This is a genomic window from Microbacterium sp. HM-570 (assembly GCF_054165885.1).
On the sequence record NZ_CM135111.1, the window covers coordinates 1,526,209 to 1,551,498 of the forward strand.

A 25,290-nucleotide genomic window follows, 5' to 3' on the forward strand; every position below is an offset into this window, starting at 1 on the left:
GTGCCAGAAAGAACCTCGTTCTTCGTTCTGCGTATACACAAGGATCGCTGAGGCGATTAACACCCCGCATCACAAGAGCAAGTATTCACAATTTTCTGAAATGGGTGTAGCGTCCCGAGAATGTCCTCTGTCATCCTGACGCGCGGCCTGACGAAGCACTACGGCCGCGTGCACGCCCTCGATGGGCTCGACCTCGACGTCCCCGACGGTCAGGTCCACGGATTCCTCGGGCCCAACGGCGCGGGCAAGTCCACCACCATCCGCGTTCTGCTGGGCCTGGCGCGTGCGAAGTCGGGCCAAGCATCCGTCTTCGGACTCGACCCGTGGCGTGACGCCGTCGCCATCCACCGGCGTATCGCCTACATCCCGGGCGACGTAAGCGTGTGGCCGAACTTGTCGGGCGGGGAAGCGATCGACCTTCTCGCGCGCCTTCGAGGAGCGAGTACCCGGGACCCCGCGTTCCGCGAAGGAAAGGATCGATTGATCGCTGCGTTCGAATTCGACCCCCGCAAGAAGGGCCGCGCCTATTCGAACGGCAACCGCCAGAAGGTGGCCCTCATCGCAGCGTTGTCGGTTCCCGCAGACCTCTACATCTTCGACGAGCCGACGAGCGGGCTCGACCCCCTCATGGAGGTGGTGTTCCGCCGCGAGATCGCGCGTATCCGGGATGCCGGGGCCACCGTTCTGCTCTCGAGCCACATCCTGCCCGAGGTCGAGCAGCTGTGCGACCGGGTGTCCATCATCCGTGCGGGGCGGATCGTCGAGACAGGCACCCTGGCAGAGTTGCGGCACCTCACGCGAACCGAGGTTTCGTTCGATGCGTCGACCGCGACGCCATGGGACGCCGGCGAACTCCCCGAGGCGCACGACCTCGTCGTCGAAGACGGACGGGTGCGCTTCACCGTCGATTCGGACGCCGTCACGGATGTACTGCCCGAACTCGTCCGCCAGAAGGTGCAGGGTCTGCACATCACCCCGCCCTCGCTCGAGGAGCTTTTCCTCCGTCACTACGGCGAACGGAGCGGAGAACGGAGCGGCGAACGCAGCACAACCACCGGCGGCGGGTCGCGATGAACGGCGTCGGCACGCTGCTCGGGCAGCGTATCCGGCGCGATCGGCTGCAGATCACGATGTGGACGATCGGCACGGCTCTCCTCGCCCCTTTCGCGTACATCGGCGTCTCCGAGTCGTATGGGGTCGCGCAGGATCGCACATCCCTGCTCGCAGCAGCCATCGCCAACCCCGTCATCCTGCTGTTTCGCGGTCTGCCGTCGGGCGCCGACGAAGGCGCGTTCATCACGTTCCTGATCCTCCCGTGGCTCTGTCTGCTCGCGGCATTCATGAGCACGTTCCTCGCCGTCCGGCACACGCGCGGCGATGAAGAGACGGGACGTGCGGAGCTGCTCGGCGCCACGCCAGCATCGCGTTTTGCACCCCTGGTGGCCACCGTCATCCACGGAACCCTGTCCAACCTGCTGCTCGGGGTGCTCGTTACCGTGGCATTCATCGCCACGGGGCTCGAGCCGGTCGGCTCGGCCATAGCAGGCGGCGCGGCGGGCTCTGTCGGGCTCGTCTTCCTCGGTGTCGGGCTCGTCGGGGGTCAGCTGTTCCGCACGTCCCGTGGTGCCAACTCCGCGTCCGTCTGGACTCTGCTCGTGCTGTTCTTCGTGGCCGGGTTCGGCAATGCGCTGGGCACCCCGAGCGATGACCTGCAACGCATCGACAGCTCTTGGCTCACCTGGCTCTCGCCCGTCGGGTGGGCCGAAAATACCCGCCCCTTCGCCGCGAACAACGGATGGCCCCTGGTCATCGCTTTTGCGGTGGCGGTAGCGCTCGTCGCGGGGGCGACCCTCGCCCAGGGAGCCCGCGATGTCGGGGAGAGCTTTCTCGCGGAACGGGCGGGCCGCACCGAGGCGTCCCGCGCGCTGTCGACGTCGGCGGCGCTCACGTGGCGGCTCTCCCGCGAAGCGGTGGTCGGCTGGGCCGTCGGGGGCCTGATCATCGGCGCCCTGTCCACGTCGCTCGCGTCACTCGTGGCCGAGATCGGGGCGACGAACCCGACTGTCCAGGCATTGCTCGAACAGATCGCCGGCGCCGGAAACGTCGAGCAGGGTACGGTGACGATCTTCTTCACCATGCTCGGCGTCCTCGCCGCGTGTGCCGCCGTGCAGACCGTCTGCCGAGCCCGCCAAGAGGAGACGCAGGGCACCGCCGAGGTACTGCTCGCGACGCCCATCAACCGCGTGCGGTGGCTGGGCGGATACCTCGTGATCGGGCTCGTCGCCCTCGTCGCGGTCGTGCTCGCCGGTGCCCTCGGCGCGGCACTCGGCATCGTCGGACAGGACGGCGATCTCGCCCTGATGCGAGACGTCGCGGTGGTCGGCGGTGGACAGATTGCCGCGGCATCCGTCTTCCTCGTCGTCACGGCGCTGATCTTCGTCGTCGTGCCGCGGGCGACGATCGCGCTCGGCTGGACGCTTGTCCTGCTCGGGATGGTGCTCGGGCTCTTCGGCCCGCTGTTCGGATTTCCGGCGTGGCTGACGGACCTGTCCCCCGTGGGCATTGCGCCGCTGATCGAGGGCGACACCGTCGACGTGCGCGGGCTGTGGTGGCTGCTCGGTGCGGCGGCCGTCGGTGTCATCGGATCGCTCGGCCTCATGCGGCGCCGGGAACTGGTGAGCGGCGGATAGATTCGGATCATGGAGCATTCCGGGACGGAGCCGGCCGAGCAGGCGGCCGCGCTGCTGGCCGCCGCGGGCATGGCACGGATGCCTGCGCGCGTCATGATGGCGCTCGTCGGCTCGCCCGATGAGGGCTACACCGCCGCCGAGTTGGCGGATCGTCTGGGCGTCTCCGCGGCTGCGGTGTCGGGGGCGGTGCGGTACCTCGTGTCGATGCGCCTCATCCAGAGGCTGCCCCGCCCGGGTGACAGGCGTGACCGTTACGACCTGGTCGACGACGCCTGGGCTGACATGATCACCGTGAATGCCCCCCTCTACGCAAACCTGGCGACACAGATGGACGCGATCGCCGACGAGAACGTCGACGCCCCCCTCTCGGTCGATCGTGCGCGCGACACCGCGGACTTCTTGCGTTATCTCGCCGAGCGGATGCCTCGCCTGGCCGATGAGTGGCGGGCCGAACGCACCGCGCCCGGCGCCAGCTAGAGCACGCGAGTTCCTACCGCCCGCGTAAGTTTTGCCGAACTTTCGGTCTCATCTGGCACTGAGACCTGTCGAACTTTCCTAGATTCGACTCGAAGGGCGCACCCGCGCCCCGAGAGAGAGCACTCGTGGTGAGCACCGGCATAGGCGCAGCGCAGCCCGATCGCACGGCCTTCTTCGTGTCCGACAGCACGGGGATCACGGCGGAGACGCTCGGCAACGCGCTGCTCGCCAACTTCCCCGGCGTCACCTTCTCGCGACGCACGATCCCGTTCATCGACTCCGTGCCGGCGGCACAGGCCGTCGTGCGCGAGATCGAGGCCGCGGGAGCGTCGGGAGCCGAGCCGATCGTCTTCAGCACGGTCAAGGGGCACGAGGTCGGGGCGAGCATCCGGGTAGCGCGGGCAACCCACATCGACCTTCTCAGCGGGCACCTCACCGAGCTCGAGGGCGCGCTCGGCACGACGGCATCCGAGCAGCTCGGCCAGTTCCACACCGTCGGCGACACCGAGCGCTATTTCGCGCGGATGCGAGCCGTCGAATACGCGATCGAGCACGACGACGGCCAGAGCTTTCGCGCGCTCGACCAGGCGGACGTCGTCATCGTCGCGCCCTCGCGCTGCGGCAAGACCCCGACGACCATGTACCTGGCGCTACAATACGGCCTGCTGGTCGCGAATTACCCCCTCACCGACGACGACTACCCGACCGAGGGCCTGCCCCGCGAACTCGAGCGGTTTCGCACACGGTGCTTCGGGCTGACCACGACACCCCTCCGCCTGAGTCAGGTCCGCCACGAAAGGCGCGCCAACTCGACCTACGCCAGTCTCGCCCAGTGCACCCTCGAGCTGCGCCGCGCCGAAGACCTCTATCGCCGGGCACACATCCCGTTCGTGAACTCCTCGACCAAGAGCGTCGAAGAGATGTCCGCCGTCATCATGCAGTCGCTCAAGCTGCGCCCCTAATCCCTTTTCCGCTCACACCAGTCCGCTCCACGAGAGCATCCCCTTCGAAAGGTTCCCCCATGACGAACATCCTCTGGTTCGATGAGGTCGGCATGGCCGACGTCGCCCGAGTCGGCGGCAAGAACGCGTCGCTCGGCGAGATGGTCTCGCACCTGTCCGCGCTCGGCGTCAAGGTTCCCGGAGGGTTCGCGACGACCGCCGACGCGTACCGCTCGTTCCTGACCGCAGACGAACTCGAGGGCCGCATCCGTCGGCGGATCGAGGTCGTCGATGTCGAGGACGTCGCGGGGCTCGCGGCGGCCGGGTCGGAGATCAGGTCGTGGATCGAAGAGCAGGAACTGCCCGCAGACCTCGACCGGGACATCCGCTCGGCCTACGAACGCCTCACGGCCGACGCCGGCGAGGCCGCGGAAGAGGACGTCACCTGGGCCGTGCGCTCCAGCGCGACCGCCGAGGATCTTCCCGATGCATCCTTCGCTGGACAGCAAGAGACGTTCCTGAACATCTCAGGCATCGACAACGTGCTGGGCGCCATCCGTTCGGTGTTCGCCTCGCTCTACAACGACCGAGCCATCGCCTACCGCGCGCACCACGGCTACGAGCACCACGACGTCGCCCTCTCGGCGGGTGTGCAACGGATGGTGCGCTCAGACCTCGGGGCAGCCGGTGTCATGTTCACGGTCGACACCGAGTCCGGATTCGACGGCGCGGTCTTCGTCACGAGCTCATACGGACTGGGCGAGGCCGTCGTGCAGGGCGCGGTCAACCCCGACGAGTTCTACGTGTCGAAGGTGGCGTTAGCGGCGGGTCGCCCGGCGATCCTCAAACGTTCGGTCGGCGAGAAGGCTATTGCGATGCGCTACACCGACGACCGTCACGCGGGCGCGAGTACGGCGTTCGTCGATGTGCCGCAGACCGACCGCATCCGCTTCTCGCTGAGCGACGACGACATCACCGAACTCGCCCGCCATGCGCTCGTGATCGAGCAGCACTACGGGCGCCCGATGGACATCGAGTGGGCCAAGGACGGCATCGACGGCGGGCTCTACATCGTGCAGGCCCGACCCGAGACGGTCGTGTCGCGGACGGATGTCGGGGTCATCCGTCGCTTCGTGCTGAACGACTCGGGCGAGGTCGCCGTCGCGGGCCGCGCCATCGGGCAACGGATCGGATCCGGGCCCGTTCGCGTGCTGCGGGATGTCTCGCAGATGGGTGAGTTCCAGCCCGGAGATGTGCTCGTGGCCGACATGACCGACCCCGACTGGGAGCCGATCATGAAGCGCGCGAGCGCCATCGTCACCAATCGCGGTGGCCGCACGTGCCATGCGGCGATCATCGCGCGCGAACTGGGCATCCCCGCGGTGGTCGGCACCGGCGATGCCACGCGCCTGCTCGTCGACGGCGACGAGGTCACGATCTCGTGCGCCGAGGGCGACACCGGATTCGTCTACCGCGGGCTGCTCGACTTCGAAGAACAGCTCACCCACCTCGATCGGATGCCGAAGGCTCCGGTGAAGATCATGATGAACGTCGGCACGCCCGACCAGGCGTTCTCGTTCTCGCGCCTGCCGAACGACGGCGTCGGCCTCGCCCGCCTCGAGTTCGTGATCAACCGACAGATCGGCATCCACCCCCGGGCACTGCTCGAGTTCGACACCCTTCCGTCCGACCTGAAGCAGCAGATCGCGGCCGCGACCGCCGCCTATGCCTCACCGCGGGACTACTTCGTGCAGCGCGTCGCCGAGGGAATCTCGATGATCGCGGCGGCGTTCTGGCCCGAACCCGTCATCGTGCGCCTGAGTGACTTCAAGTCGAACGAGTACGCCAACCTGCTGGGCGGCGACCGCTACGAGCCGCACGAAGAGAACCCGATGCTCGGCTACCGCGGCGCCTCGCGGTACATCTCGCCCGACTTCCGACCCTGCTTCGACATGGAGTGCGAGGCCCTGCGGCACGTCCGCGACGAGATGGGATTCTCGAACGTGCAGATCATGGTGCCGTTCGTCCGCACGGTCGGTGAGGGGCACGCCGTTGTCGAGCTGCTCACCGAGAACGGTCTCCGCCGTGGCGAGAACGACCTCAAGGTCATCATGATGTGCGAGCTGCCCTCCAATGCCCTGCTGGCGGATGAGTTCCTCGACTACTTCGACGGATTCTCGATCGGCTCGAACGACATGACGCAGCTGACCCTCGGACTCGACCGCGACAGCTCGCTCGTCGCGTCGACCTTCGACGAACGAGACCCCGCCGTGCGGAAGATGCTGTCGATGGCGATCGCCGCCTGCCGGGCGCGCGGCAAGTACGTCGGCATCTGCGGCCAGGGGCCGTCGGACCATCCGGATCTTGCCGAATGGCTCGTCGAAGAGGGGATCGAGTCGATCTCGCTCAACCCCGACACGGTTGTGGAAACGTGGATCCGGCTGGCCGCCGAGGCGCCCACGCCGACCGTGTGAGGGCGGGGGCGGAGGTAGCCTTGCCCGAGTGAGCGAAACCACCCCCTACATTGTTGCGACCGACGGCGCCTGCAAGGGCAATCCCGGCCCAGCGGGCTGGGCGTGGGTCGGCGAAGACGGCCACTGGGCATCCGGATCCATCCGCGAGGGCACAAATAACATCGGCGAATTGCTCGGGCTCCTCAAGGCCATCGAAGATCACCCGAACGTCGAGAACCTGGTCGTGCAGGCCGACTCGAAGTATGCGATCGATACCTACACGAAGTGGATGGACGGGCACCGGCGGCGTGGCTGGAAGACGTCGACCGGCGCGCCGACCAAGAACGTCGACATCCTGGAGCAGTTGATCGCGGCGCGCGATGCCCGCCGGGCGGCCGGGATGCCCGATGTGGTGTTGGAGCACGTGCGCGGGCACTCGGGTCATGTGCTGAACGCCTGGGCCGACGAGCGCGCGGTGCGCTCGTCGGAGCACGCAGCGAAAGGCATCGAGAGCGCCTGGTCGTCACTCGGTGGCCTGCACCCCGTGCTCGACGTATCCTCGGCCCCGAAGAACGGCCGCTAGCACCCCACCCCGGCACCTCACTCCGCCGAGTGCGCCGGTTAACGCCGAGATCGCCGGTTAGCCACGGCGAATAAAGGGCACTCTCGGCGAGAACCGGCGGACTCGCACGACGAAACGGCCCGCCTCCCCGGGTAGGGGCGGCGGGCCGGTGGTGCGAGTCCCCTACGGGCGCGACTGGGGCGAGACCTCGAGGGTCTTCGCCGGGTCAGTCACCGCAACAGGAGCCAGCGCGTCGTCGATCGCGGTCATCGTGTCGGCATCGAGCACGACGCCCGAGGCCTTGACCGAATCCTCGAGCTGCTCGGGACGCGATGCGCCGACAAGGGCCGCTGCGACGTTCGGGTTCTGCAGAACCCACGCGATCGCGAGCTGGGGCATCGTGAGCCCCGCCTGCTCGGCGACCGGCACGAGCTTCTGCACGGCGGTGAGCACGTCGTCATCCAGGAAGCGCTTGATGAAGTTCGCGCCGCTCTTGTCATCGGTGGCACGCGACCCCGCGGGAACCGGCTGACCGGGCTTGTACTTTCCGCTCAGCACACCCTGCGCCATCGGCGACCAGACAACCTGCGACATGCCGAGTTCTTCCGACGTCGGCACGACATCGGCCTCGATGACGCGCCAAAGCGCCGAGTACTGCGGCTGGTTCGACACGAGCTGGAACTTCAGCTCCGTCGCGAGGGCGTGGCCGGCGCGCAGCTGATCGGCCGTCCACTCCGAAACGCCGATGTAGAGCGCCTTGCCCTGGCGGACGATGTCAGCGAAAGCCTGCATCGTCTCTTCCAGCGGCGTCTCGTAGTCGAAGCGGTGCGCCTGATAAAGATCGACGTAGTCGACGCCGAGGCGCTCGAGCGAACCGTCGATCGACTCCATGATGTGTTTGCGACTCAGCCCCGAGTCGTTCGGGCCCATCGGACCGGTCGGCCAGTAGACCTTCGTGAAGATCTCCAGCGAGGCACGACGCTGGCCCTTCAGCGCCTCGCCGAGCACGACCTCTGCCGCGGTGTTCGCGTAGGCATCCGCCGTGTCAAACGTCGTGATGCCGAGATCCAGCGCCTTGTGCACCGTGGCGATAGCCGCCTCGTTGCCCACCTGGGACGCGTGCGTGACCCAGTTTCCGTACGTGATTTCCGAGACTTTGAAGCCGGAGTTGCCGAGATAGCGATAATTGACCATTCCTCTACGCTAGCCCGCGCGTGACACCCCGAGGCGGTCATGACCATTCCCCACGAGACCGGCCCGGTCCCCGCGGTCGTGCTGCACCTCGCCGGAGGCTCCGGGGTGCGGGCCGTCTGGCTCAACGAGCGGGGCGGAACGACGTATCGCGCGGGCGACGTGCACATCAAGTTCGGTCCGCTGAACGCAGAGGAGTCGATGGCGGACGAGGTCGAGCGTCTCACCTGGGCCGCGCCACACATCCGGGTCCCCGAGGTCGTCGCGCACGGCGTGGATGACGAATTCGAGTGGCTCGTGACGCGAACGATCCCGGGTCAGAGCGCGGTCGCGCCGAAGTGGATCGCGCGGCCTGCTACCGCGGCACGCGCGATAGGCGTCGGGCTGCGCGCCCTCCACGATCGACTACCGGTCGTGGGGTGCCCCTGGCGCTGGGATGCGGAACAGCGGACAGCGGATGCCGCGCGCCGGGGCATCCATCTCGATCCACGATTCGGCGACCCGCCCCCGGTGGACGGTCTGGTCGTCTGCCACGGCGACGCGTGCGCCCCCAATACGCTGCTCTCGGACGCCGGCGACCCGATCGCGCACGTCGATCTCGGACGGCTCGGCGTCGGAGACCGATGGGCGGACATCGCGGTCGCGGCGATGTCGACGGAGTGGAACTTCGGCCCGGGATGGGAGGGGGCCGTTCTCGATGGGTACGGAATCGAACCCGACGAGACCCGGTTGGCCTACTACCGCGACCTCTGGAACGCGACGTGAGCGCCTCGGGAACGACGAGTCACGGAGTCGCGGCCGCCGCAGCCTCATCCTCGACCGTCGCGACGAGCTGACCGCACGCCCCGTCGATCTCTTTACCGCGCGTATCGCGGAGGGTCGTCGGGATGCCCGCGTCGTTCAGGCGTCGCACGAACTCGTTCTGCACGGACTTCTCGGACGCGGTCCAGATCGACCCGGGCGTCGGGTTCAGCGGAATCGGGTTGACGTGCACCCAGCCGCGCCCGCGAGCATTGAGCTTGTCGGCGAGCAGATCGGCACGCCAAGCGTGGTCATTCATGTCCTTGATCAGTGCGTATTCGATCGACACGCGACGACCGGTCTTCTCGAAGTAGTTGCGAGCCGCGTCGAGCGCCTCGTCGACCTTCCAGCGGGAGTTGACCGGGATCAACTCGTTGCGCAGCACGTCGTCGGGCGCGTGGAGCGACAGGGCGAACGTGACCGGGATGTCTTCCGCGGCGAGCTTGAGGATCGCCGGGACGAGCCCGACAGTCGAAACCGTGATGCCGCGAGCGCTCATGCCGAGGCCGTCGGGCTGCTGCGCGACCATGACGCGCACGGCCTGCATGACCCGCGCGTAGTTGGCGAGCGGCTCACCCATGCCCATGAAGACGATGTTGCTGACGCGTTCCATGCTGTGATCGTCGGAGCGCTTTCCCCCGAGCTCGCCCGCCGCGATCAGGGCGTTGGCGCGAACGATCTGCTCGATGATCTCGGCCGCCGACATGTTGCGTGTCAACCCCGCCTGACCCGTCGCGCAGAACGGGCAATTCATGCCGCATCCCGCCTGCGACGAGACGCACAGCGTGATGCGGCCGGGGTAGCGCATGAGCACCGACTCGACCAGCGCGCCGTCGTGCAGCTTCCACAGGAACTTGATCGTGTCGCCGCCGTCGGTCTGCATACGCCGAACCTCGGTCAACAGCGGCGGCAGGAACCCGGCGACAAGCTCTTCGCGACCGGCCGAGGGCAGGTCGGTCATGAGGGCGGGGTCGGACGTGTAGTGGCGGAAGTAGTGCGCCGCGATCTGCTTGGCGCGGAAGGCCGGGAGCCCGAGTTCTTTCGCGCGCTCGGCGCGGGCTTCGGGCGTGAGGTCGGCCAGGTGCACCGGAGGCTTGCCGCGCTTCGGGCTCGCAAACTGCAGCAACGGCCGGCCCGAGGCATCCTTCTGCTGCTGCCACCCCTCGGTCGCCGGACGTACCTGGCGCACGGGACCCGGCCCCGTCGGGCGGACGGGAGAGTCGGGCGGGAGAGAAGACATGGTTCCAGGCTACGGGACCGCTACCGTGGAAAAGGTGGAAGAAGACGTCTCGGTCCGACCGATCCGCCCCGGGGACGCCGGCGAAGTTCTCACCCTGCAGCGCGCGGCCTTCGTGCAAGAAGCACTGATCTACGGCACGCCCGACATGTCACCTCTCACGCAGACGCTCGCAGAACTCGAGGCCGAGTTGCGGCGGAACGACGGATGCGTCGCGCTCCTCGGTCCTCGCATGGTCGGCGCCGTCCGCGGCCGACGCGACGGTGAGTTATTGCTGATCGGTCGGCTCGCGATCGCGCCCGACATGCAGGGTCGGGGCATCGGCTCGCGTCTGCTCGCGGCGGTCGAGGCCGCGGGGCGCGCGGCGGGGGCCGTCGAGGCGGAACTGTTCACGGGTTCGCTCAGTGAGGCGAACCTGCGTCTCTACGAACGTGAGGGTTACGTCGAGAGCGAGCGGGTCGACGGCGATGACGGCATCCAGCAAGTGTTTCTACGCAAGCGGTTGGGCTGAGCCGGCTCACGCGTTCTGTGCGGCCTACCCCAGGTGGCGCGCGAGTGCCTCGAGTGCGGGGCGCTGGCCCTTCACGAGCAGGGCCGAAGCAGCATCCGCGTCGATCCACCGCGCATCGTCGACCTCGGGAAACTCGACGATGCGGCCCGAGCGCGGCGGCCACTCGAGCTCGAAAGTCCCGTAGGTGAAGGTCTTCGGGCCAAAATCCGCGCCGTCTCCGACGAAGACGATGACGCGTTTACCCGAGGCATAGGAGAACGTGCCGAGTTCGGCATATTCGACGTCGGGCGCATCTACCCCGAGCTCCTCCGCGAACTCGCGACGGGCTGCATCGAGCCCCGACTCCGCATCCGGGTCGAACTCTCCCTTGGGGATCGACCAGGCGCCCTCGGACTTTCGCGCCCAGAACGGGCCGCCCATATGGGCGATCAGCACCTCGAGAACCGGTGTGCTCTCGTGCGCGCCCGTGATCCGATACAGGAGAAGCCCCGCGCTCATCACCGGCATGGCGACCCGGATGTCTCGGAAGCGACGAATCGATGAGGCATCCCCCCAGGCTAGGTCCGCTCGCCGGACCCACCGTAGACTTTGCGGATGGCGGCGGGAAACGGCGCGTCGGGCGCCGCAACGGTTGTGCACAAAGTGCTCAACAACAACGTTGTGATCTCGATCGACGACAACGGTCGTGAACGCGTGCTCATGGGCCGGGGCCTCGGCTTTCAGCTGTCGCCCGCCGACGTGATCGATGCCGCCAAGGTCGAGAAGACCTTCGTCCTCGACGAGGGATCCGACGGCGAGCGCGACCGGCGCCTGCTCACCGACGTTCCCTACGCGGTGATCGAGGCCGTATCGCGGGCCGTCGACGATGCCGAGCGGATGTTGGGGCGAAGCCTCGGACGACGCCTCACGATGGGCGTGGTCGACCATATCCAGTTCGTGATCGAACGCCTCGACCAGGGCATCCGCATCCCCACGACATCGATGCCGGAGCTGCGGGTGCTCCACCCGCAGGAGTTCGCCGCGGCGTCGCTCATGGTCGACTCGATCAGCGCGTCGCTCGAGCGCCCCCTGCCCGACGAAGAGTCGGTCTTCCTCACGATGCACCTGCTCAACGCCACGCGGGACGAGCCAAACGGCACCGCGGCTCTGCTGTTCCGCCGCGTGCAGCACGTCGTGACCACGGTCGAATCGGGCCTCGGCGTGCGGCTCGACGTCGACAGCCCCGACTACGCCCGCTTCATCCTGCACGTGCAGTTCTTGCTGCAGCGCCTGGTGTCGCGGTCGATGCTGCGCGGCGCCGACACCTCGTTTTTCGAGTTCGCTAAGCACAGCTACCCGCGCTCCCACGCGATCGCGCTGGAGGTCAAGTCGTACGTCTTGGCGGCGACCGAATCAGAACTGACCGACGAAGAGCTGCTGTACCTGATCGTGCATGTGGAGCGTCTCGCAAGTCAGGTGGCGATTGGATCCGGCACTTCAGGCGCATCCGCCCCCGAAGACAACCCGGGTGAGGCTGTGCTACGCTGACCGGCGCAGAGCGGAGTCGCTTTGCGAAGCGAAGGATTGTTACCGCAGCAGCGGGCAAAACCTGAACTCACATCGTCTTTTCGACGGTGAACGAGTTCAGGTTTTTTTGTTGCCAAAAATCGGTCCGAGGCTTCCACACACACCAAGGCCGCGCGGATGCGGCGGAAGGCGAGAGAGTCCTATGGACTACTCCAAGACAGCGGCGGGCGTCCTCGACGGCGTCGGCGGCGAACAGAATGTGCAGTCGGTCGTGCACTGCGCGACGCGGCTCCGGTTCGTCCTGAAAGACGAGTCGAAGGCCAACGAAAAGACGATCCGGTCGGTTCCTGGGGTCATCACCACGGCTCAGGCCGGCGGTCAATACCAGGTCGTCATCGGCAACGATGTGCCCGAGGTGTACGCCGCACTCGGCAAGATCTCGAAGTTCGGCGGCTCGGGTGCCTCGACACCCGCGACGGATGCCCCCAAGGGCAACCTCTTCAACCGCTTCATCAACATGATCTCCTCGATCTTCACCCCGCTGCTGTGGGCGCTGGCGGGAACCGGTCTGCTGAAGGCGTTCCTCGCGGCCGCGGCGACCTTCGGCTGGATCGACACGACGACGAGCACGTACACGGTGCTGTTCGCCCTGTCGGATGCCTTCATCAACTTCCTGCCCCTCGCCCTGGCGATCACGGCCGCGCGCTACTTCAAGGCCAGCGAGTTCACCTCGCTCGCCATCGCGGGGGCGCTGCTGTATCCGACGATCACCCCGCTCGTGGGCGCGCCTGACCTGACGTTCTTCGGCATCCCCTTCACGATGGTGACCTACGTCTCGAGCGTCATCCCGATCATCATCATCGTGTGGCTGCAGAGCTACGCCGAGAAGTTCCTCTACGCCAAGCTCCCGGGTGCCATCCGTCGCTTCGTCACCCCGATGATCGTCGTGCTGATCGCGGTTCCGCTCGTCTTCGTCGTGATCGGTCCTATCTCGGCCATCCTGAGCGGCTGGATCGGCGGGGCAATCGGCTGGGTCTTCGCGACCGTGCCGTGGCTCGGTGGTGCGATCATGGGTGGCCTGTGGCAGGTATTCGTCATCTTCGGCCTGCACTGGGGCCTCGTCCCGCTCTTCACGCTCGAGTACCAGACCACGGGTCAGATCCTGCTCGTCGCCCCTGTCTTCGCCGCCGTGCTCGCCCAGGCCGCGGCCGTCGCCGGCGTCTGGGTTCGTACGCGCAACAAGAACCTGCGCTCGCTCGCCGCGCCCGCGACCCTGTCGGGCTTCCTCGCCGGCATCACCGAGCCCGCGATCTACGGCATCAACCTGCCCCTCAAGCGGCCGTTCGCCTTCGGCATCGTGGGCGGCGTCGTCGGTGGCGCGATCATGGCCGCCGGTGGCGTCTTCGCGACCGCCTTCGTCGTCCCGTCAGGTCTGGCTCTGCCGGCACTGTTCGGCAACGGCAGCACGATCATGATGATCATCGGCCTCGCCGCCGCGATCGTCATCCCGTTCCTGCTCGTCGTGGTCATCGGATTCAAGGACCCGGTCGAGGATGAGATGCAGGCCGCCGAGAGCACGGACGTCGCGGTGCAGAGCCCGCTCGATGGCACCGCCGTTCCCCTGTCCGAGACTCCGGATGCCGCGTTCGCCGACGGCAGCCTGGGTGACGGTGTCGCGATCAAGCCCCGCTCGGGTGCCCTGTACGCGCCGTTCGATGCCACGGTCGTCGCCGCGTTCCCGACCGGACACGCGATCGGCCTCCGCCACGCCGACGGCCTCGAGCTGCTGATCCACATCGGTATCGACACGGTCAAGCTCGGCGGGGCGCACTTCACGCCGAAGGTCACGGCGGGCCAGCAGGTCTCGGCCGGCGACCTGCTGGTCGAGTTCGACCGCGCGGCAATCGAAGCGGCCGGATACGACCTGACCACCCCGGTCATCGTCACCAACCCCGACCTCTACCCCGAGGTCGGAGAGGCGGCATCCGGCCCGATTGCGCACGGCGAAGCGCTGTTCTTCGCCCGCGCGGTCGAGTCAGCCATTGCGGCGAAGTGAGAGAGATATGACTGACACCACCACCCCCTTCCCCGCCACCTTCCTCTGGGGCGGGGCGACCGCCGCCAACCAGATCGAGGGCGCCTACGTCGAAGGCGGCAAGGGCCTCTCGGTACAGGACGTGATGCCCCAGGGCATCGTTGGCCCCCGCACCGAGGGTCCGACACCGGACAACCTCAAGCACGAAGCGATCGACTTCTACCACTGCTACGCGGAAGACATCGCGCTGTTCGCCGAGATGGGCTTCGGGGTGTATCGCTTCTCGATCGCGTGGAGCCGCATCTTCCCGCGCGGAGATGAGGCCGAGGCGAACGAAGAAGGCCTGGCGTTCTACGATCGCGTGCTCGACGAGCTCGAGAAGCACGGCATCGAGCCGCTCGTCACGATCTCGCACTACGAGACCCCGCTGCACCTGGCCGAGACGTACGACGGATGGATCAGCCGCGACCTGATCGGCTTCTACGAGCGCTACGCCACCGTGCTGTTCGAGCGCTACGGCTCGCGCGTGAAGTACTGGCTGACCTTCAACGAGATCAACTCGCTGCTGCATGCCCCGTTCATGTCGGGCGGCATCAACACCCCCAAGGATCAGCTCGCCGAGAAGCACCTCTACCAGGCGATGCACCACGAACTGGTCGCGAGCGCGTCGGCGACCCGCATCGCGCGCACGGTGGCGCCGAACGCGCAGATCGGATGCATGGTGCTCTCGATGCCCGTGTACCCCCTCACCCCGTCGCCCGACGACATGGTCGCTGTCATGGACGCCGACCACGCCAACCTCGTCTACGGCGATGTGCACACGCGCGGCGTCTACCCCGGCTACTTCCTGCGGGCGCTGCACGATAAGGGCATCGAGCTCGACATCACGGACGAGGATCGCGAGACCCTGACCAACACGGTCGACTTCGTCTCGTTCAGCTACTACATGAGCATTGCCGAGACCGGCGACCCCGCCAAGAAGGTCGCCGGCGAGGGCAACATCATGGGAGGCGTGCCGAACCCGACACTCCCTGCGAGCGAGTGGGGATGGCAGATCGACCCGATCGGCCTGCGCGTGGTGCTGAACCAGTTCTGGGACCGGTGGCAGAAGCCGCTGTTCATCGTCGAGAACGGGCTCGGGGCGCGTGACGAATTGGTCGAGGTAGACGGCGTCAAGACCGTCATCGACGACTACCGCATCGCCTACCTGAACGACCACCTCGTGCAGGTGGGCGAGGCGCTCCGCGACGGCGTCGACGTGCTCGGCTACACCAGCTGGGGATGCATCGACATCGTCAGCGCGTCGACGGCACAGCTGAGCAAGCGGTACGGCTTCATCTACGTCGACCGTAACGACGACGGCTCCGGTTCACTCGAGCGTTACCGGAAGAAGTCCTTCGACTGGTACTCAGAGGTCATCCGCACGAACGGGGCATCCCTCACCCGCTGAGACGCGGCCTTCTGACCCGACCATGAATCGGTTCGTCTCCAGGTGCATGCGCCATCCTGGAGACGAACCGTTGGGAGCATTTTGTGACCCGTCCCCGCACCGTCTTCCTCGATGTCGATGGCACCCTGATCGACCACACGCAGAAGCTCCGACCCTCGGTGATCGAGGCCGTGCAGGGGGCGCGTTCCGCCGGGCACCTGCTGTATGTGTGCACAGGCCGTTCGCGCGTCGAGATCCCACAGGCCATCTCGGATATCGGGTTCGATGGGGTGATCTCCGCCGGCGGCGGCTTCATCGAGCACGGCGACCGGCTCGTCGCGGCCCACACGATGTCGGCGACCGAGGCCCAGGACGTCATCGACTTCTTCGAGCAGCACAGCGTGGAATACACCCTGCAGGCTTTCGAATCGACCTACCCGAGCCAGGGGCTTCTCCCGCGCCTCATGCCGTTCTTCGAGTCGTTCGGGATGGACCCGGCGCGTGGGGACCGACTGGTCGAGGCGATGACCTACCGCGGGCCCGCGCCCCTCGACGGCATCGCAAAAGCGACGTTCTTCGGCACGGATCCGCGCACGTTCGCGACCGTTCGCGATGGGCTCGGATCACGGTTCCACGTCATCACCGGCACGATCCCGTACCTCGGCGAGGCGGGCGGTGAGGCGAGCCTCGGCGGCATCCACAAGGGCGCCGCAATAGAGGAGCTTCTCGCAACGCTCGGCCTCGACCTCGCCGACTCGATCGCGATCGGCGACAGCTCGAACGACCTCGAAATGCTGCAGGTCGCGGGGGTCGGTATCGCGATGGGCAACGCGGATGCCGCGGTCAAAGCCGTCGCCGACGAGGTGACGACGCGGGTCGATGATGACGGCGTGTGGAACGCTTTCCGCCGCCACGGACTCGTCTAGCCCGGCTCAGTCCAGGAAGATGTCGGGGAACAACCGGTCGTCGGCAGTGCCGGGCACGGCGGCGTAGCCCGAGAAGTCGGTCACGCCGCTCTCTTCCAGCACGTCCTCGACGATCAGCGACCGCCCCGTGTTCTCGCGCGAGGGCGAGGTGAGCACGAGATAAGCGGCGTCGGCGTAGATCTCGGGCGTGCGGCTTGCGGCCATCACCCGGTCGCCGCCGAGCAGGTTCTGCACGGCGGCCGTGGCGATCGTCGTCCGCGGCCACAGGGTGTTGGCGGCGATACCGTCGGGCGCGAACTCGGCCGCCAGCCCGAGCGTCACCATCGTCATCCCGAACTTCGAGAGCGTGTAGCCCGTGTGCGCGCCCAGCCAGCGCGGTGACGGGTTGAGCGGCGGCGACAGCGACAGGATGTGCGGGTTGCCGCTCTCACGCAGCAGGGGAACCGCCGCGCGCGACAGCATGAACGTGCCGCGAACGTTGACGTCCTGCACCAGGTCGTATTTCTTCGGCGACAGGTCGAGCGAGCCCGACAGGTCGATTGCACTGGCGTTGTTGACGACGATGTCGATCCCGCCGAACTCGCCCGTCGTCTTCAGCACCGCCTCGGTGATGTCGTCGTCGTTTCGCACGTCGCCGACGATGGCGAGCGCCTGCCCGCCGGCCTCGCGGATGCGCTCGGCGGCGGAGTGGACCGTGCCCTCGAGGTGCGGATGCGGGGTGTCGGTCTTGGCGAGAAGCGCGACGTTCGCGCCGTCCGCGGCCGCGCGCAGGGCGATCGCGAGCCCGATCCCCCGGCTGCCGCCGGACATCAGGATGGTCTTGCCTGCGAGGGTTGTTTCGGTCATGAGGTCTCCTTCGGAGCAGCGGGCGGAGCAGACGGCGGAGCAGCGGGCGCAACAGACGGACGAGCGGATGCCGCGGCGAACGCCGTGACGCGGGCGCGGGCATCGGGGGTGTCGAACGCGGCGCCGATCGTGCGCGCCTCGTCGTCGAGGTTGTCGGCGAAAGCCCGGCGGGCACCCGCGCGGACGAGGCGCTTGGCCTGCCCGAACGCGGCGGTTGCCCCGGCGAGCCAGAACTGTGCGATCTCTTCGCCTCGGGCGGCCGGATCGGCGGCGACCTCGGCCACGAGGCCCCAGTCGAGCGCTGTCGCCGCGTCGATCGTGAGGTCGTCGAGCAGCATTCGCAGTGCGCGCGTCTGACCGATGGCCGCGGGAAGCAGGGTCGAGACCGAGAGGTCGGGGGTCAGGCCGATGTTGGCGTACTTGCTGACGAAGCGGGCCCGATCGCCGGCAACGATGTAGTCGGCGGCCAGCATCAGCCCGAGGCCGCCGCCGGCTACGGCGCCCTGCACCACCGCGACGACGGGCTTGTCTGATTCGACGAAGGCGCGAATGCCCGCGTGGATCGTGTGCGCGGCCGCGGTGACGTCGGCGCCGCCCGCACCCGAGGTCGCCATCTCGACCACGTCTCCCCCGGCGCAGAACGCCGGGCCCGCGGCATCCAGAATCACGGCGCCGACCGTCGGGTCGGCCGTGATCTCGAGCGCGAGGTCGCGCCAGCGGGAGCCCATCTCGAACCCCATCGCGTTGAGCGACTGGGGACGGTTGAGGGTGAGGCGCGCGAGCGCGCCGTCGCGGGTGTAGACGATCGAGTCGCTCATGCGCGGGTCTCCTTGCCGAGATGTTCGTAATTCATTCATTTCGTGAGGGGCAACGGGCGGAAGCCCCACCGTTTCGCGATCCGACGCCGGCGCCCGAGGCGACGGGACTGAATTGTGAACGCAAAAGCGCCGGCACTCACTTCGGCGCCATCCGGATCGCGCCATCGAGGCGGATGGTCTCGCCGTTCAGGTACCCGTTTTCGGCAATATGCGCGACGAGTGCCGCGAACTCGTCGGGCCGCCCGAGTCGTGGTGGGAACGGCACCTGGCCGCCGAGCGAGTCCTGCGCGGCCTGGGGCAGGCCCTGAAGCATCGGCGTTTCCATGATGCCGGGAGCGATCGTGACGACACGGATGCCGTAGCGCGCCAGCTCGCGAGCGATCGGCAGCGTCATTGCGTGCACCCCGCCCTTGCTCGCCCCGTATGCGGGCTGCCCGATCTGCCCATCGAACGCGGCCACGCTCGCGGTCGTCACGATCACGCCACGCTCACCCGAATCGCCCGGCTCGTTCGAGACCATCGCCGCGGCGGACTGCGCAATGACGTTGTAGGTGCCGACCAGATTGACGCGAACGACCCTCTCGAAGTCCTCGAGGGGCGTCGGGCTGCCATCGCGATCGAGAACCTTGCCGGGAGTCGCGATGCCCGCGCACGCGACCACGACGCGAAGCGGAGCGAGAGCGGATGCCTCGGCCACCGCCGCGCGCACCTCCGACACATTCGCCACATCGGCGGGCGCGAACACCCCGCCCAGTTCCGCGGCGATCTCGGCTCCGCGCGATGTCGGCAGGTCGACGATCGTGACGAGGCCGCCGTCCGCGGCCAGGCGCCGCGCGGTCCCGAGTCCCAGGCCGCTCGCCCCGCCCGTGACGAGGGCTCCGGCTCTCTCGATCTGCATGCGCTCCCCTTCGAACGGCTGGCATCCAGTCCCACCCTATGCGAAACGCGGTCCCCCTCGCCCGGCGTCCCCACCGCGCGAGACTTCACCTATGTCATCTATGTAGGCCTAGTTCAGCACATACGTGAAGTTTCGCGCACAGGCGGGGCGGGGCGGGGTCAGGTGGGGTCACGCGGGGTCACGCGGGGCCGAGGATGAAGTTCCAGCTGCCGGTCGCCACGGCGACCGAGACCGCGGTGGCCGAGATCGCGGCGCCCGCTGCCAGCAGCACCCATTCGGGGGTACCCCAGCGCGACGGCCGCGCCCAGGTGCGCGGCACGGGCCGCCCGTCCGCATCGACGATGTGCCCGCCGAACCCGCGGGCCTCCATGGCTGTCGCAAGCTTCGACCCACGCCGGATCGAGAGCACGAACAGGGCGAAGGCCATGCCGAGCGTGCGTCGCACACGGCCGACATCCGCGACCCCGCGGGCTCGGCGCGCGAGGGCGAGCGCCCGCCAGTCGTCGCCCAGCAGTCCGAGCAACCGCATTCCGGCGAGCGCCCCGAGCACGAACCGCGCGGGCAGGTGCACGAGCTGAGCGAGACCGTCGGCGAGGTCCGTCGGGTCGACCGTGACGAAGAGCACCACTCCGGGCAGCGCGATCGCCAGAACACGGAAGAAGGTCGCGAGCGCCAGCTCGAGAGATCCGTCGCTCACGCGCACGAATAGCCACTCGAAATAGATGGCTCCGGATGGTGCCCCGTACAGGGCGATCGTGATCGCCGTCAGCGGTGCTGCTACCCACACGGGAAGCGTGCGTATCCAGAATTCGCGCCACCGCAGGCCCGAGAGGGCGAACAGCACGAGCTCGAGCGTCAGCGCGGTCGCCGCCGACACCGCATCGATCGTCAGCACGAGCGGCAGCGCGATCAGCAGGGCGGCCGCGAGCTTTGCCACCGGGTTGATGGTCGCGATGGGTCCCGTGCGCGCGGGGGCGACGGGCGGCGCTGTCATGCCCTCACCTCGAGGTCGAACCGGCGAGCATGCAGGGCATCGAGCACCGCGGCGTCGTGCGTGACGACAATGACGGCCGTGCCCTCATCGCGCAGCTCGGCGATGATCCCGACGAGTTCGGCCCAGGTCACGGCGTCCTGACCGAACGTGGGCTCATCGAGCACGATCACGCGGGGACGGGTCGCGAGGGTCGCCGCGACTGTGAGGCGCCGCTTCTCGCCGCCCGACAGCGTGTACGGGTTTGCCTCGGCCAGCCGGTCGAGCCGCAGCCGCACGAGGAGGTCGTCGACGCGATGCGTGATCTCGTGCTCTGGCAGCCCCAGAGATCGGGGCCCGATCTCGAGCTCGCCGCGCACGGTCGTTGCGAGCAGCTGGTGCTCGGGGTCTTGAAAGACCGTGCCGATGCGGGTCAGCAGGGCGCGCGATGTCCATCGCAGGGGATTGCGCTCGGGACCATTCGCCAGGGCGCCGGATGCCTCCACTCGACCACCAGTGGGAGGGAGGAGCCCCGCAAGGGTGAGGGTGAGGGTCGATTTGCCGGCACCGTTCGGCCCCGTGATGCCCAGAACCTCGCCGGCGCGCACATCGAGTCGGATGGGGCCCGCGACGGCCACGCCCTTCGTCCGCCCGACCGTCAGCTCACGCGCCTCGAGCACGACGGGACCGGGCGTGAGCACCGGCGGCGCGGGGTGTCGCGGCGGGATGCCCGGCACCCAGACCCCGCCTTCGGCGAGGCGCGGTCCCAATGCACCGAGCACCCGGTCGGGAGGCCCATCGGCAAGAACTCCGACCCCGGTTCCGATCATCATGGCGCCGTCGTCGGCGGCGCCCGTCGCGCCCAAGACGATCATGCGGTCGACGAGCGGCAACCACACGTCGATGCGGTGCTCGACGACAACGAGCGTTGCGCCGGTCCGCTCGGCCACGCGCGCGACCGCGTCGCGCACCTCGCGCACACCATCCGGGTCGAGGTTGGCCGTCGGCTCATCGAGCAGGATGAGCCCCGGGCGCATCGCGAGCACACCCGCGAGTGCGAGGCGCTGCTTCTGCCCACCGGAGAGGGCGGATGTCGACCGATCGAGCGGCACATCGAGCCCGACGGCGTCGAGCGACTCGCGCACGCGGCGCCAGATCTCGTCGCGCGGGACACCGAGGTTCTCGGCACCGAACGCCACGTCGTCGCCGACCCGGGCCAGGATCGCCTGACTGTCGGGGTCTTGCAGCACGAGCCCGGCCCGACCGGCGGCGCGAGCGGCCGGCCGGCCGTCGATCGTGAGCTCTCCCCGCGACTCGCCCTCGTCGTCGCCGCCGAGCACCCCGGCGAGCGCGTGCAACAGGGTCGATTTGCCCGCGCCCGACGCGCCGAGCAGCAGAACGCGCTCGCCCGGTTCGATGCGGAACGAGGCATCCGTCACCGCCCAGCCCAGGCGCGAGGCGAAGCGCCAGCCCCAGCCCCGCGCCTCGACCGAGGCGGGTCGGATCAGCGCACGAGGCGTGATCGAAGGATCCGTCACGTCAGACGCGCCAGGTGACCTCGCGTCCCGAGGCGAAGCGCCCGAGCGCACCCGTCGCCGCGAGGCCGCGCGCGACGAACCACGCGCCCGCACCGGCGATCACGGCGCCCGAGATGGTCGTGGCGGCGATGTAGACGATGGTGAAGGTCGTGTCGGCAGCCGCGTACCAGAGGATGCGGTCGTTGATACCGCCCGCAAGGCCCGCGCCGGCGCCCGCAAGGATCGCAACCGGCAGGCGCCACACCGCATACGCGACGACGAGGAAGACGAGCTCGGCGCCGAGTCCCTGGACGAGGCCCGACACGATCGTGAGGGGGCCTCCCCACTGGTTCCCGACGAACGCAGAGATGACTGCGGCAAGCAGTTCGGTATAAAGGGCGGCACCCGGCTTGCGAATGATGAGGGCACCGAGCACGCCGGCGATCAGCCAGGGTCCCGCGAGTAGACCCTGCAGTCCCGGCAGGACGGGCGCGAGGACGGCGCTCGGACCCTGATACCCGATGTTCCAGACGAGGAATACCGCGGCGCATGCGACGCCGATGACGCTGGCGACGACGATGTCGACGACCCTCCAGCGCCAGGTGATGGCGGCGAATCCGCGGCGCCCGGTGGATGCGGGGGCTGATGTGGACGTGGACGTACTCATTAGTGCTCCTTCCTGCGCTGGCATGACCCAGATCAGGTTCGACGGTCGAAGCGTGGTCGCTTCCTCTCAGCCCGGCACACCGGACTCCCGTGGTTGACGGGATGAGTATAGCTGTCGCGGTACCGTAGGCGAATGACCTCGAACGACCCGCCGCACGAGCCCGTGCTCACCCGGCGGGCCCTGCGTCGGCACGAAACGGGCGTGACGGATGTGGCCGCCGAAGCCCCCGCCGCGACGGCACCCGTGTCGGCTTCCGCTGCCGTGCCCCCGGAGCCCAGCGCCCCACCCGTGGCCGCGGAGGCAGCCGCTACGGTGACCGCTCCGAGGCGCCGTCGCCGAACAGCAACGGAACCGGAACCAACCGCGCCCGCCGAGCCCACTGAGCCCGTTGTCGCCGCGCCGGTCGAACCCGCGCCGGTGGCAGACCCGCCCACCGCCGCGGAAGTTCCCATCACCACGCGTGCGCTCGCGTGGATCCGCGAGGACGGCACCTCGGCCGTGCCGCAGCCCGAGGTCGCCCCGGATGCCGAGCTCGTCGATCAGTGGCCGCGACGCTCGCCGCTGCGCCCCGGCGTCCTCGTCCCGCTCGCCAGCGTCCTGGGTCTGATCGTCGTGTACGTCGTCGCCATGCTCGTCTGGCCCCTGTACGCCGTTGCGCCCCGCGTCGAGTCCGTGGCGCTGCAGACGGCCGTCGCCGCTCCGGCCGCTCCCGCTTGGCCGGGTGCGGGATCCGCCGCCCTCGCCGTCGAGGGTGTCGGTACCACCGCCGCCAGCGCCGATGCGGCCGTCCCGATGGCGAGCATCACCAAGCTCATCACCGCTCTCGTCGTTCTGGATGCGCTTCCGCTCGCGGTCGGCGAGTCGGGCCCCGAGTACGCCTTCACGCGCGCCGACCGTACCGCGTACCGCAACACCCTCGCGGCCGACGAGTCGGCACTCGACGTCCCGGTCGGCGGGACCCTCACCGAGTATCAGCTTCTCGAGGGCATGCTGATCGGCTCGGCCGGCAACTACGCCGACAAGCTCGTTGACGGTCTCTACTCCTCCGACGCGGTCTACGCCCGAGCGGCGATGCAGTGGCTCACCCAGCACGGGCTGGCGGGCATCACCGTCGTCGACTCGTCGGGCATCAGCCCCCGCAACACCGCGACGCCCGCGGCGCTCGTGGCCCTCGCCCGCCGGGCTCTCGCAAACCCGGTCATCGCCGAGATCGTCGCCAAGCAGTCGGTCGAACTCCCCGGCGCCGGTCTCGTCGAGAACACGAACGCCCTCCTCGGCGAGCCCGGCATCGTGGGCATCAAGACCGGTCTGCTTTTCGGCGACTACAACCTGCTGGCCGCGCGCGACATCACCGTCGGCGAGACAACCGTTCGCGCCTATGCCTCGATTCTCGGTCAACCCGACAGCGAGACACGGTTCGCCGCAACGCGAGACCTGCTGAACGGTCTCGACGCGCAACTCGCCCCGACGATCGCTCTGCCCGCGGGTTCGATCGTCGGAACGATTTCCACCCTGTGGGCCGATCCGGTCGACATCGTGACGGCCACGGACGGATCGGTCATCCTGTGGAACGGGTCCGCGTCCGCTGCCGCCTCTAACCTGACGCTCGGTGACGACTGGGCGAGCGGCGCTTCAGCTGGCTCCGTGACCGTCAGCGGGCCGATCGACGAGGTCGAGGTCGAGGCGCTTCTCGCGGCGGAGGTGGCGGGTCCGAGCCCGTGGTGGCGGATCACGCACCCGCTCCAACTGATGGGGATCACCGACTGAGCCCCGGGCGACGGTTCAGACGAAACGCACGCTGTGCTGCAGCCGGGTGCGGACGTCGAAGACCTCGTTGCCGCCCATATCCCGCGCGCCCGGGATGCCACGGCGCAAAACCGTCGCAAGCGCGGCGCGAGCGCACACCACGACAGGCAGCCCGCGCACGCGGCCTGCGTCCAGGATCGCCTGCGGCAGATCGTCGTCCGGCAGCACGACGATCGCGCCGCTGAAGCGCACCCCCGCGGCGCGCGCGACCACACGCATCCGTGCGATCAGGTCGCCGATCGGCGATCCCTCGACGTCGTCTCCCTGCACTTCACCGCGGCGGAGCGTCACGGGTCCGCCGAAGTCCTCCGACAGCACCCCGTAGAGACCGCTCGGGCCGAGGACGATGTGGTCGAGCTTCGCGTTGGGATCATCGCCCCGACGACCGGAGGCGGCGACATCGTGCCAGACCGTGAAACCCATACCGAGGTCGGCGACGATGCGCGCGGTCGCCTCTTCGGCGAGTGCGTCGGCCAGTAGGCGACGGATCTCGTGGGGGGCGGATCGCACCAGAGCCGGGGCGTAGGGGTCCTCGAGAGGGATGCCACGGCCGACCCACTCGCGCATCAGCGTGAGGTAGCGCTCGCGCCGCCAGCCCCCCGGGTGACCGTGCGCACGCGCCCGCGGTCGGGTATCGGCGCTCGCTCGCGCCGGACGCCAACCGGACGGATCCGTGTTGGCGCCTGCATCGGCACCGCCATCCGCGCTGAACGTCACAAACCCGTGACCGCGGTCGTAGGCCTCGCGGGCCGCCGGCGTGCCGACCAGCTCCCAGGCACGCTGCACCCGACCGAACGAGGCCGCGTCGCCCCCGGTGTCGGGATGAGTCGCGCGAAGGCGTTGACGATACGCCTTCCGCAGCTGCTCATCGTCGACGTCCGGCTCGACGCCGAGCACACCGTAGGCAGACGTCGAGAGGGGACTGTCGAACACCGCACTGCCTCCTCCGCCGCCACCAGGGCGGACTCCAGGCTAACGCCCGCAGCCGGGGAGGGGCCTGTCAGCGCAG

General features: G+C 68.4%; 23 protein-coding genes and 1 riboswitch. Of the genes, 13 read left to right on the top strand and 10 right to left on the bottom strand.

Annotated features, from left to right (window positions below):
* Window positions 1-120: 120 nt before the first annotated feature.
* From ACT9TC_RS07215 to ACT9TC_RS07240, 6 genes are all read left to right on the top strand, one after another.
* Entirely contained in the window at window positions 121-1,074 is a 954-nt protein-coding gene (locus ACT9TC_RS07215) for an ATP-binding cassette domain-containing protein (RefSeq protein WP_458042683.1), read from the top strand.
* The gene (locus ACT9TC_RS07220) at window positions 1,071-2,690 is read left to right on the top strand and encodes an ABC transporter permease (protein ID WP_458042684.1); all 1,620 of its coding nucleotides are present in this window, start codon (window positions 1,071-1,073) and stop codon (window positions 2,688-2,690) included. Before ACT9TC_RS07215 ends, ACT9TC_RS07220 begins: the two co-directional genes overlap by 4 nt.
* A gap of 9 nt (window positions 2,691-2,699) precedes the next feature.
* Entirely contained in the window at window positions 2,700-3,167 is a 468-nt protein-coding gene (locus tag ACT9TC_RS07225; RefSeq protein WP_458042685.1) for a GbsR/MarR family transcriptional regulator, read from the top strand.
* 128 nt (window positions 3,168-3,295) lie between these two features.
* The gene (locus tag ACT9TC_RS07230) at window positions 3,296-4,129 is read left to right on the top strand and encodes a pyruvate, water dikinase regulatory protein (RefSeq protein ID WP_458042686.1); all 834 of its coding nucleotides are present in this window, start codon (window positions 3,296-3,298) and stop codon (window positions 4,127-4,129) included.
* Between the two features lie 59 nt (window positions 4,130-4,188).
* Window positions 4,189-6,582, top strand: a complete 2,394-nt coding sequence (gene ppsA / locus ACT9TC_RS07235; protein WP_458042687.1) for a phosphoenolpyruvate synthase — start codon at window positions 4,189-4,191, stop codon at window positions 6,580-6,582.
* Between the two features lie 28 nt (window positions 6,583-6,610).
* Window positions 6,611-7,144: a ribonuclease H family protein gene (locus ACT9TC_RS07240; protein WP_458042688.1), complete on the top strand. Its 534-nt coding sequence runs from the start codon at window positions 6,611-6,613 to the stop codon at window positions 7,142-7,144.
* Window positions 7,145-7,306: 162 nt separating this feature from the next.
* On the opposite strand, the gene ACT9TC_RS07245 is transcribed toward ACT9TC_RS07240, so the two are convergent.
* On the bottom strand, window positions 7,307-8,317 hold the full coding sequence (locus ACT9TC_RS07245; RefSeq protein WP_458042689.1) for an aldo/keto reductase family protein: 1,011 nt from the start codon (window positions 8,315-8,317) through the stop codon (window positions 7,307-7,309).
* 39 nt (window positions 8,318-8,356) lie between these two features.
* Between ACT9TC_RS07245 and ACT9TC_RS07250 the strand changes: the two genes are divergently transcribed.
* Window positions 8,357-9,079, top strand: coding sequence for a phosphotransferase (locus ACT9TC_RS07250; RefSeq protein WP_458042690.1), 723 nt, complete (start codon window positions 8,357-8,359; stop codon window positions 9,077-9,079).
* Window positions 9,080-9,098: 19 nt separating this feature from the next.
* Here the strand turns inward: ACT9TC_RS07250 and rlmN are convergent, their stop codons facing one another.
* Window positions 9,099-10,355: a dual-specificity RNA methyltransferase RlmN gene (rlmN, locus tag ACT9TC_RS07255; RefSeq protein WP_458042691.1), complete on the bottom strand. Its 1,257-nt coding sequence runs from the start codon at window positions 10,353-10,355 to the stop codon at window positions 9,099-9,101.
* Between rlmN and ACT9TC_RS07260 the strand changes: the two genes are divergently transcribed.
* The gene (locus tag ACT9TC_RS07260; protein WP_458042692.1) at window positions 10,354-10,863 is read left to right on the top strand and encodes a GNAT family N-acetyltransferase; all 510 of its coding nucleotides are present in this window, start codon (window positions 10,354-10,356) and stop codon (window positions 10,861-10,863) included. The genes rlmN and ACT9TC_RS07260 overlap by 2 nt on opposite strands.
* A 24-nt stretch (window positions 10,864-10,887) precedes the next feature.
* Here ACT9TC_RS07260 and ACT9TC_RS07265 read toward each other — a convergent pair whose 3' ends face one another.
* Window positions 10,888-11,370, bottom strand: coding sequence for an NUDIX domain-containing protein (locus tag ACT9TC_RS07265; protein ID WP_458042693.1), 483 nt, complete (start codon window positions 11,368-11,370; stop codon window positions 10,888-10,890).
* 87 nt (window positions 11,371-11,457) lie between these two features.
* Here ACT9TC_RS07265 and ACT9TC_RS07270 point away from each other — a divergent pair, with 87 nt between their 5' ends.
* The 4 genes from ACT9TC_RS07270 to ACT9TC_RS07285 all read left to right on the top strand — a co-directional run bounded on the left by ACT9TC_RS07270 (window position 11,458) and on the right by ACT9TC_RS07285 (window position 16,759).
* Complete coding sequence (locus tag ACT9TC_RS07270; protein WP_458042694.1) at window positions 11,458-12,390, top strand: PRD domain-containing protein; 933 nt, start codon at window positions 11,458-11,460, stop codon at window positions 12,388-12,390.
* 181 nt (window positions 12,391-12,571) lie between these two features.
* On the top strand, window positions 12,572-14,425 hold the full coding sequence (locus tag ACT9TC_RS07275; protein WP_458042695.1) for a beta-glucoside-specific PTS transporter subunit IIABC: 1,854 nt from the start codon (window positions 12,572-12,574) through the stop codon (window positions 14,423-14,425).
* A gap of 7 nt (window positions 14,426-14,432) precedes the next feature.
* Complete coding sequence (locus ACT9TC_RS07280; RefSeq protein WP_458042696.1) at window positions 14,433-15,854, top strand: glycoside hydrolase family 1 protein; 1,422 nt, start codon at window positions 14,433-14,435, stop codon at window positions 15,852-15,854.
* Window positions 15,855-15,937: 83 nt separating this feature from the next.
* Complete coding sequence (locus ACT9TC_RS07285; protein ID WP_458042697.1) at window positions 15,938-16,759, top strand: Cof-type HAD-IIB family hydrolase; 822 nt, start codon at window positions 15,938-15,940, stop codon at window positions 16,757-16,759.
* Window positions 16,760-16,765: 6 nt separating this feature from the next.
* Here the strand turns inward: ACT9TC_RS07285 and ACT9TC_RS07290 are convergent, their stop codons facing one another.
* The 6 genes from ACT9TC_RS07290 to ACT9TC_RS07315 form a co-directional block, all read right to left on the bottom strand.
* On the bottom strand, window positions 16,766-17,605 hold the full coding sequence (locus ACT9TC_RS07290) for an SDR family oxidoreductase (RefSeq protein ID WP_458042698.1): 840 nt from the start codon (window positions 17,603-17,605) through the stop codon (window positions 16,766-16,768).
* The gene (locus ACT9TC_RS07295; RefSeq protein ID WP_458042699.1) at window positions 17,602-18,423 is read right to left on the bottom strand and encodes an enoyl-CoA hydratase/isomerase family protein; all 822 of its coding nucleotides are present in this window, start codon (window positions 18,421-18,423) and stop codon (window positions 17,602-17,604) included. The genes ACT9TC_RS07290 and ACT9TC_RS07295 overlap by 4 nt, the downstream gene beginning before the upstream one ends.
* Before the next feature lie 136 nt (window positions 18,424-18,559).
* Window positions 18,560-19,321, bottom strand: coding sequence for an SDR family NAD(P)-dependent oxidoreductase (locus ACT9TC_RS07300; protein WP_458042700.1), 762 nt, complete (start codon window positions 19,319-19,321; stop codon window positions 18,560-18,562).
* Between the two features lie 178 nt (window positions 19,322-19,499).
* On the bottom strand, window positions 19,500-20,315 hold the full coding sequence (locus ACT9TC_RS07305) for an energy-coupling factor transporter transmembrane component T family protein (protein WP_458042701.1): 816 nt from the start codon (window positions 20,313-20,315) through the stop codon (window positions 19,500-19,502).
* Window positions 20,312-21,829: an ABC transporter ATP-binding protein gene (locus ACT9TC_RS07310; protein WP_458042702.1), complete on the bottom strand. Its 1,518-nt coding sequence runs from the start codon at window positions 21,827-21,829 to the stop codon at window positions 20,312-20,314. The genes ACT9TC_RS07305 and ACT9TC_RS07310 overlap by 4 nt, the downstream gene beginning before the upstream one ends.
* Before the next feature lies 1 nt (window position 21,830).
* The gene (locus tag ACT9TC_RS07315; protein ID WP_458042703.1) at window positions 21,831-22,475 is read right to left on the bottom strand and encodes an ECF transporter S component; all 645 of its coding nucleotides are present in this window, start codon (window positions 22,473-22,475) and stop codon (window positions 21,831-21,833) included.
* Window positions 22,468-22,576, bottom strand: a riboswitch (TPP riboswitch). Its footprint overlaps the gene before it by 8 nt.
* Before the next feature lie 31 nt (window positions 22,577-22,607).
* Between ACT9TC_RS07315 and ACT9TC_RS07320 the strand changes: the two genes are divergently transcribed.
* Window positions 22,608-24,242 carry a D-alanyl-D-alanine carboxypeptidase gene (locus ACT9TC_RS07320; protein ID WP_458042704.1) on the top strand — a complete coding sequence of 545 codons (1,635 nt, stop codon included), beginning with the start codon at window positions 22,608-22,610 and terminating at the stop codon, window positions 24,240-24,242.
* A 15-nt stretch (window positions 24,243-24,257) separates the two neighbouring features.
* Here the strand turns inward: ACT9TC_RS07320 and ACT9TC_RS07325 are convergent, their stop codons facing one another.
* Window positions 24,258-25,214, bottom strand: a complete 957-nt coding sequence (locus ACT9TC_RS07325; protein ID WP_458042705.1) for a DnaJ domain-containing protein — start codon at window positions 25,212-25,214, stop codon at window positions 24,258-24,260.
* Window positions 25,215-25,290 lie beyond the last annotated feature (76 nt).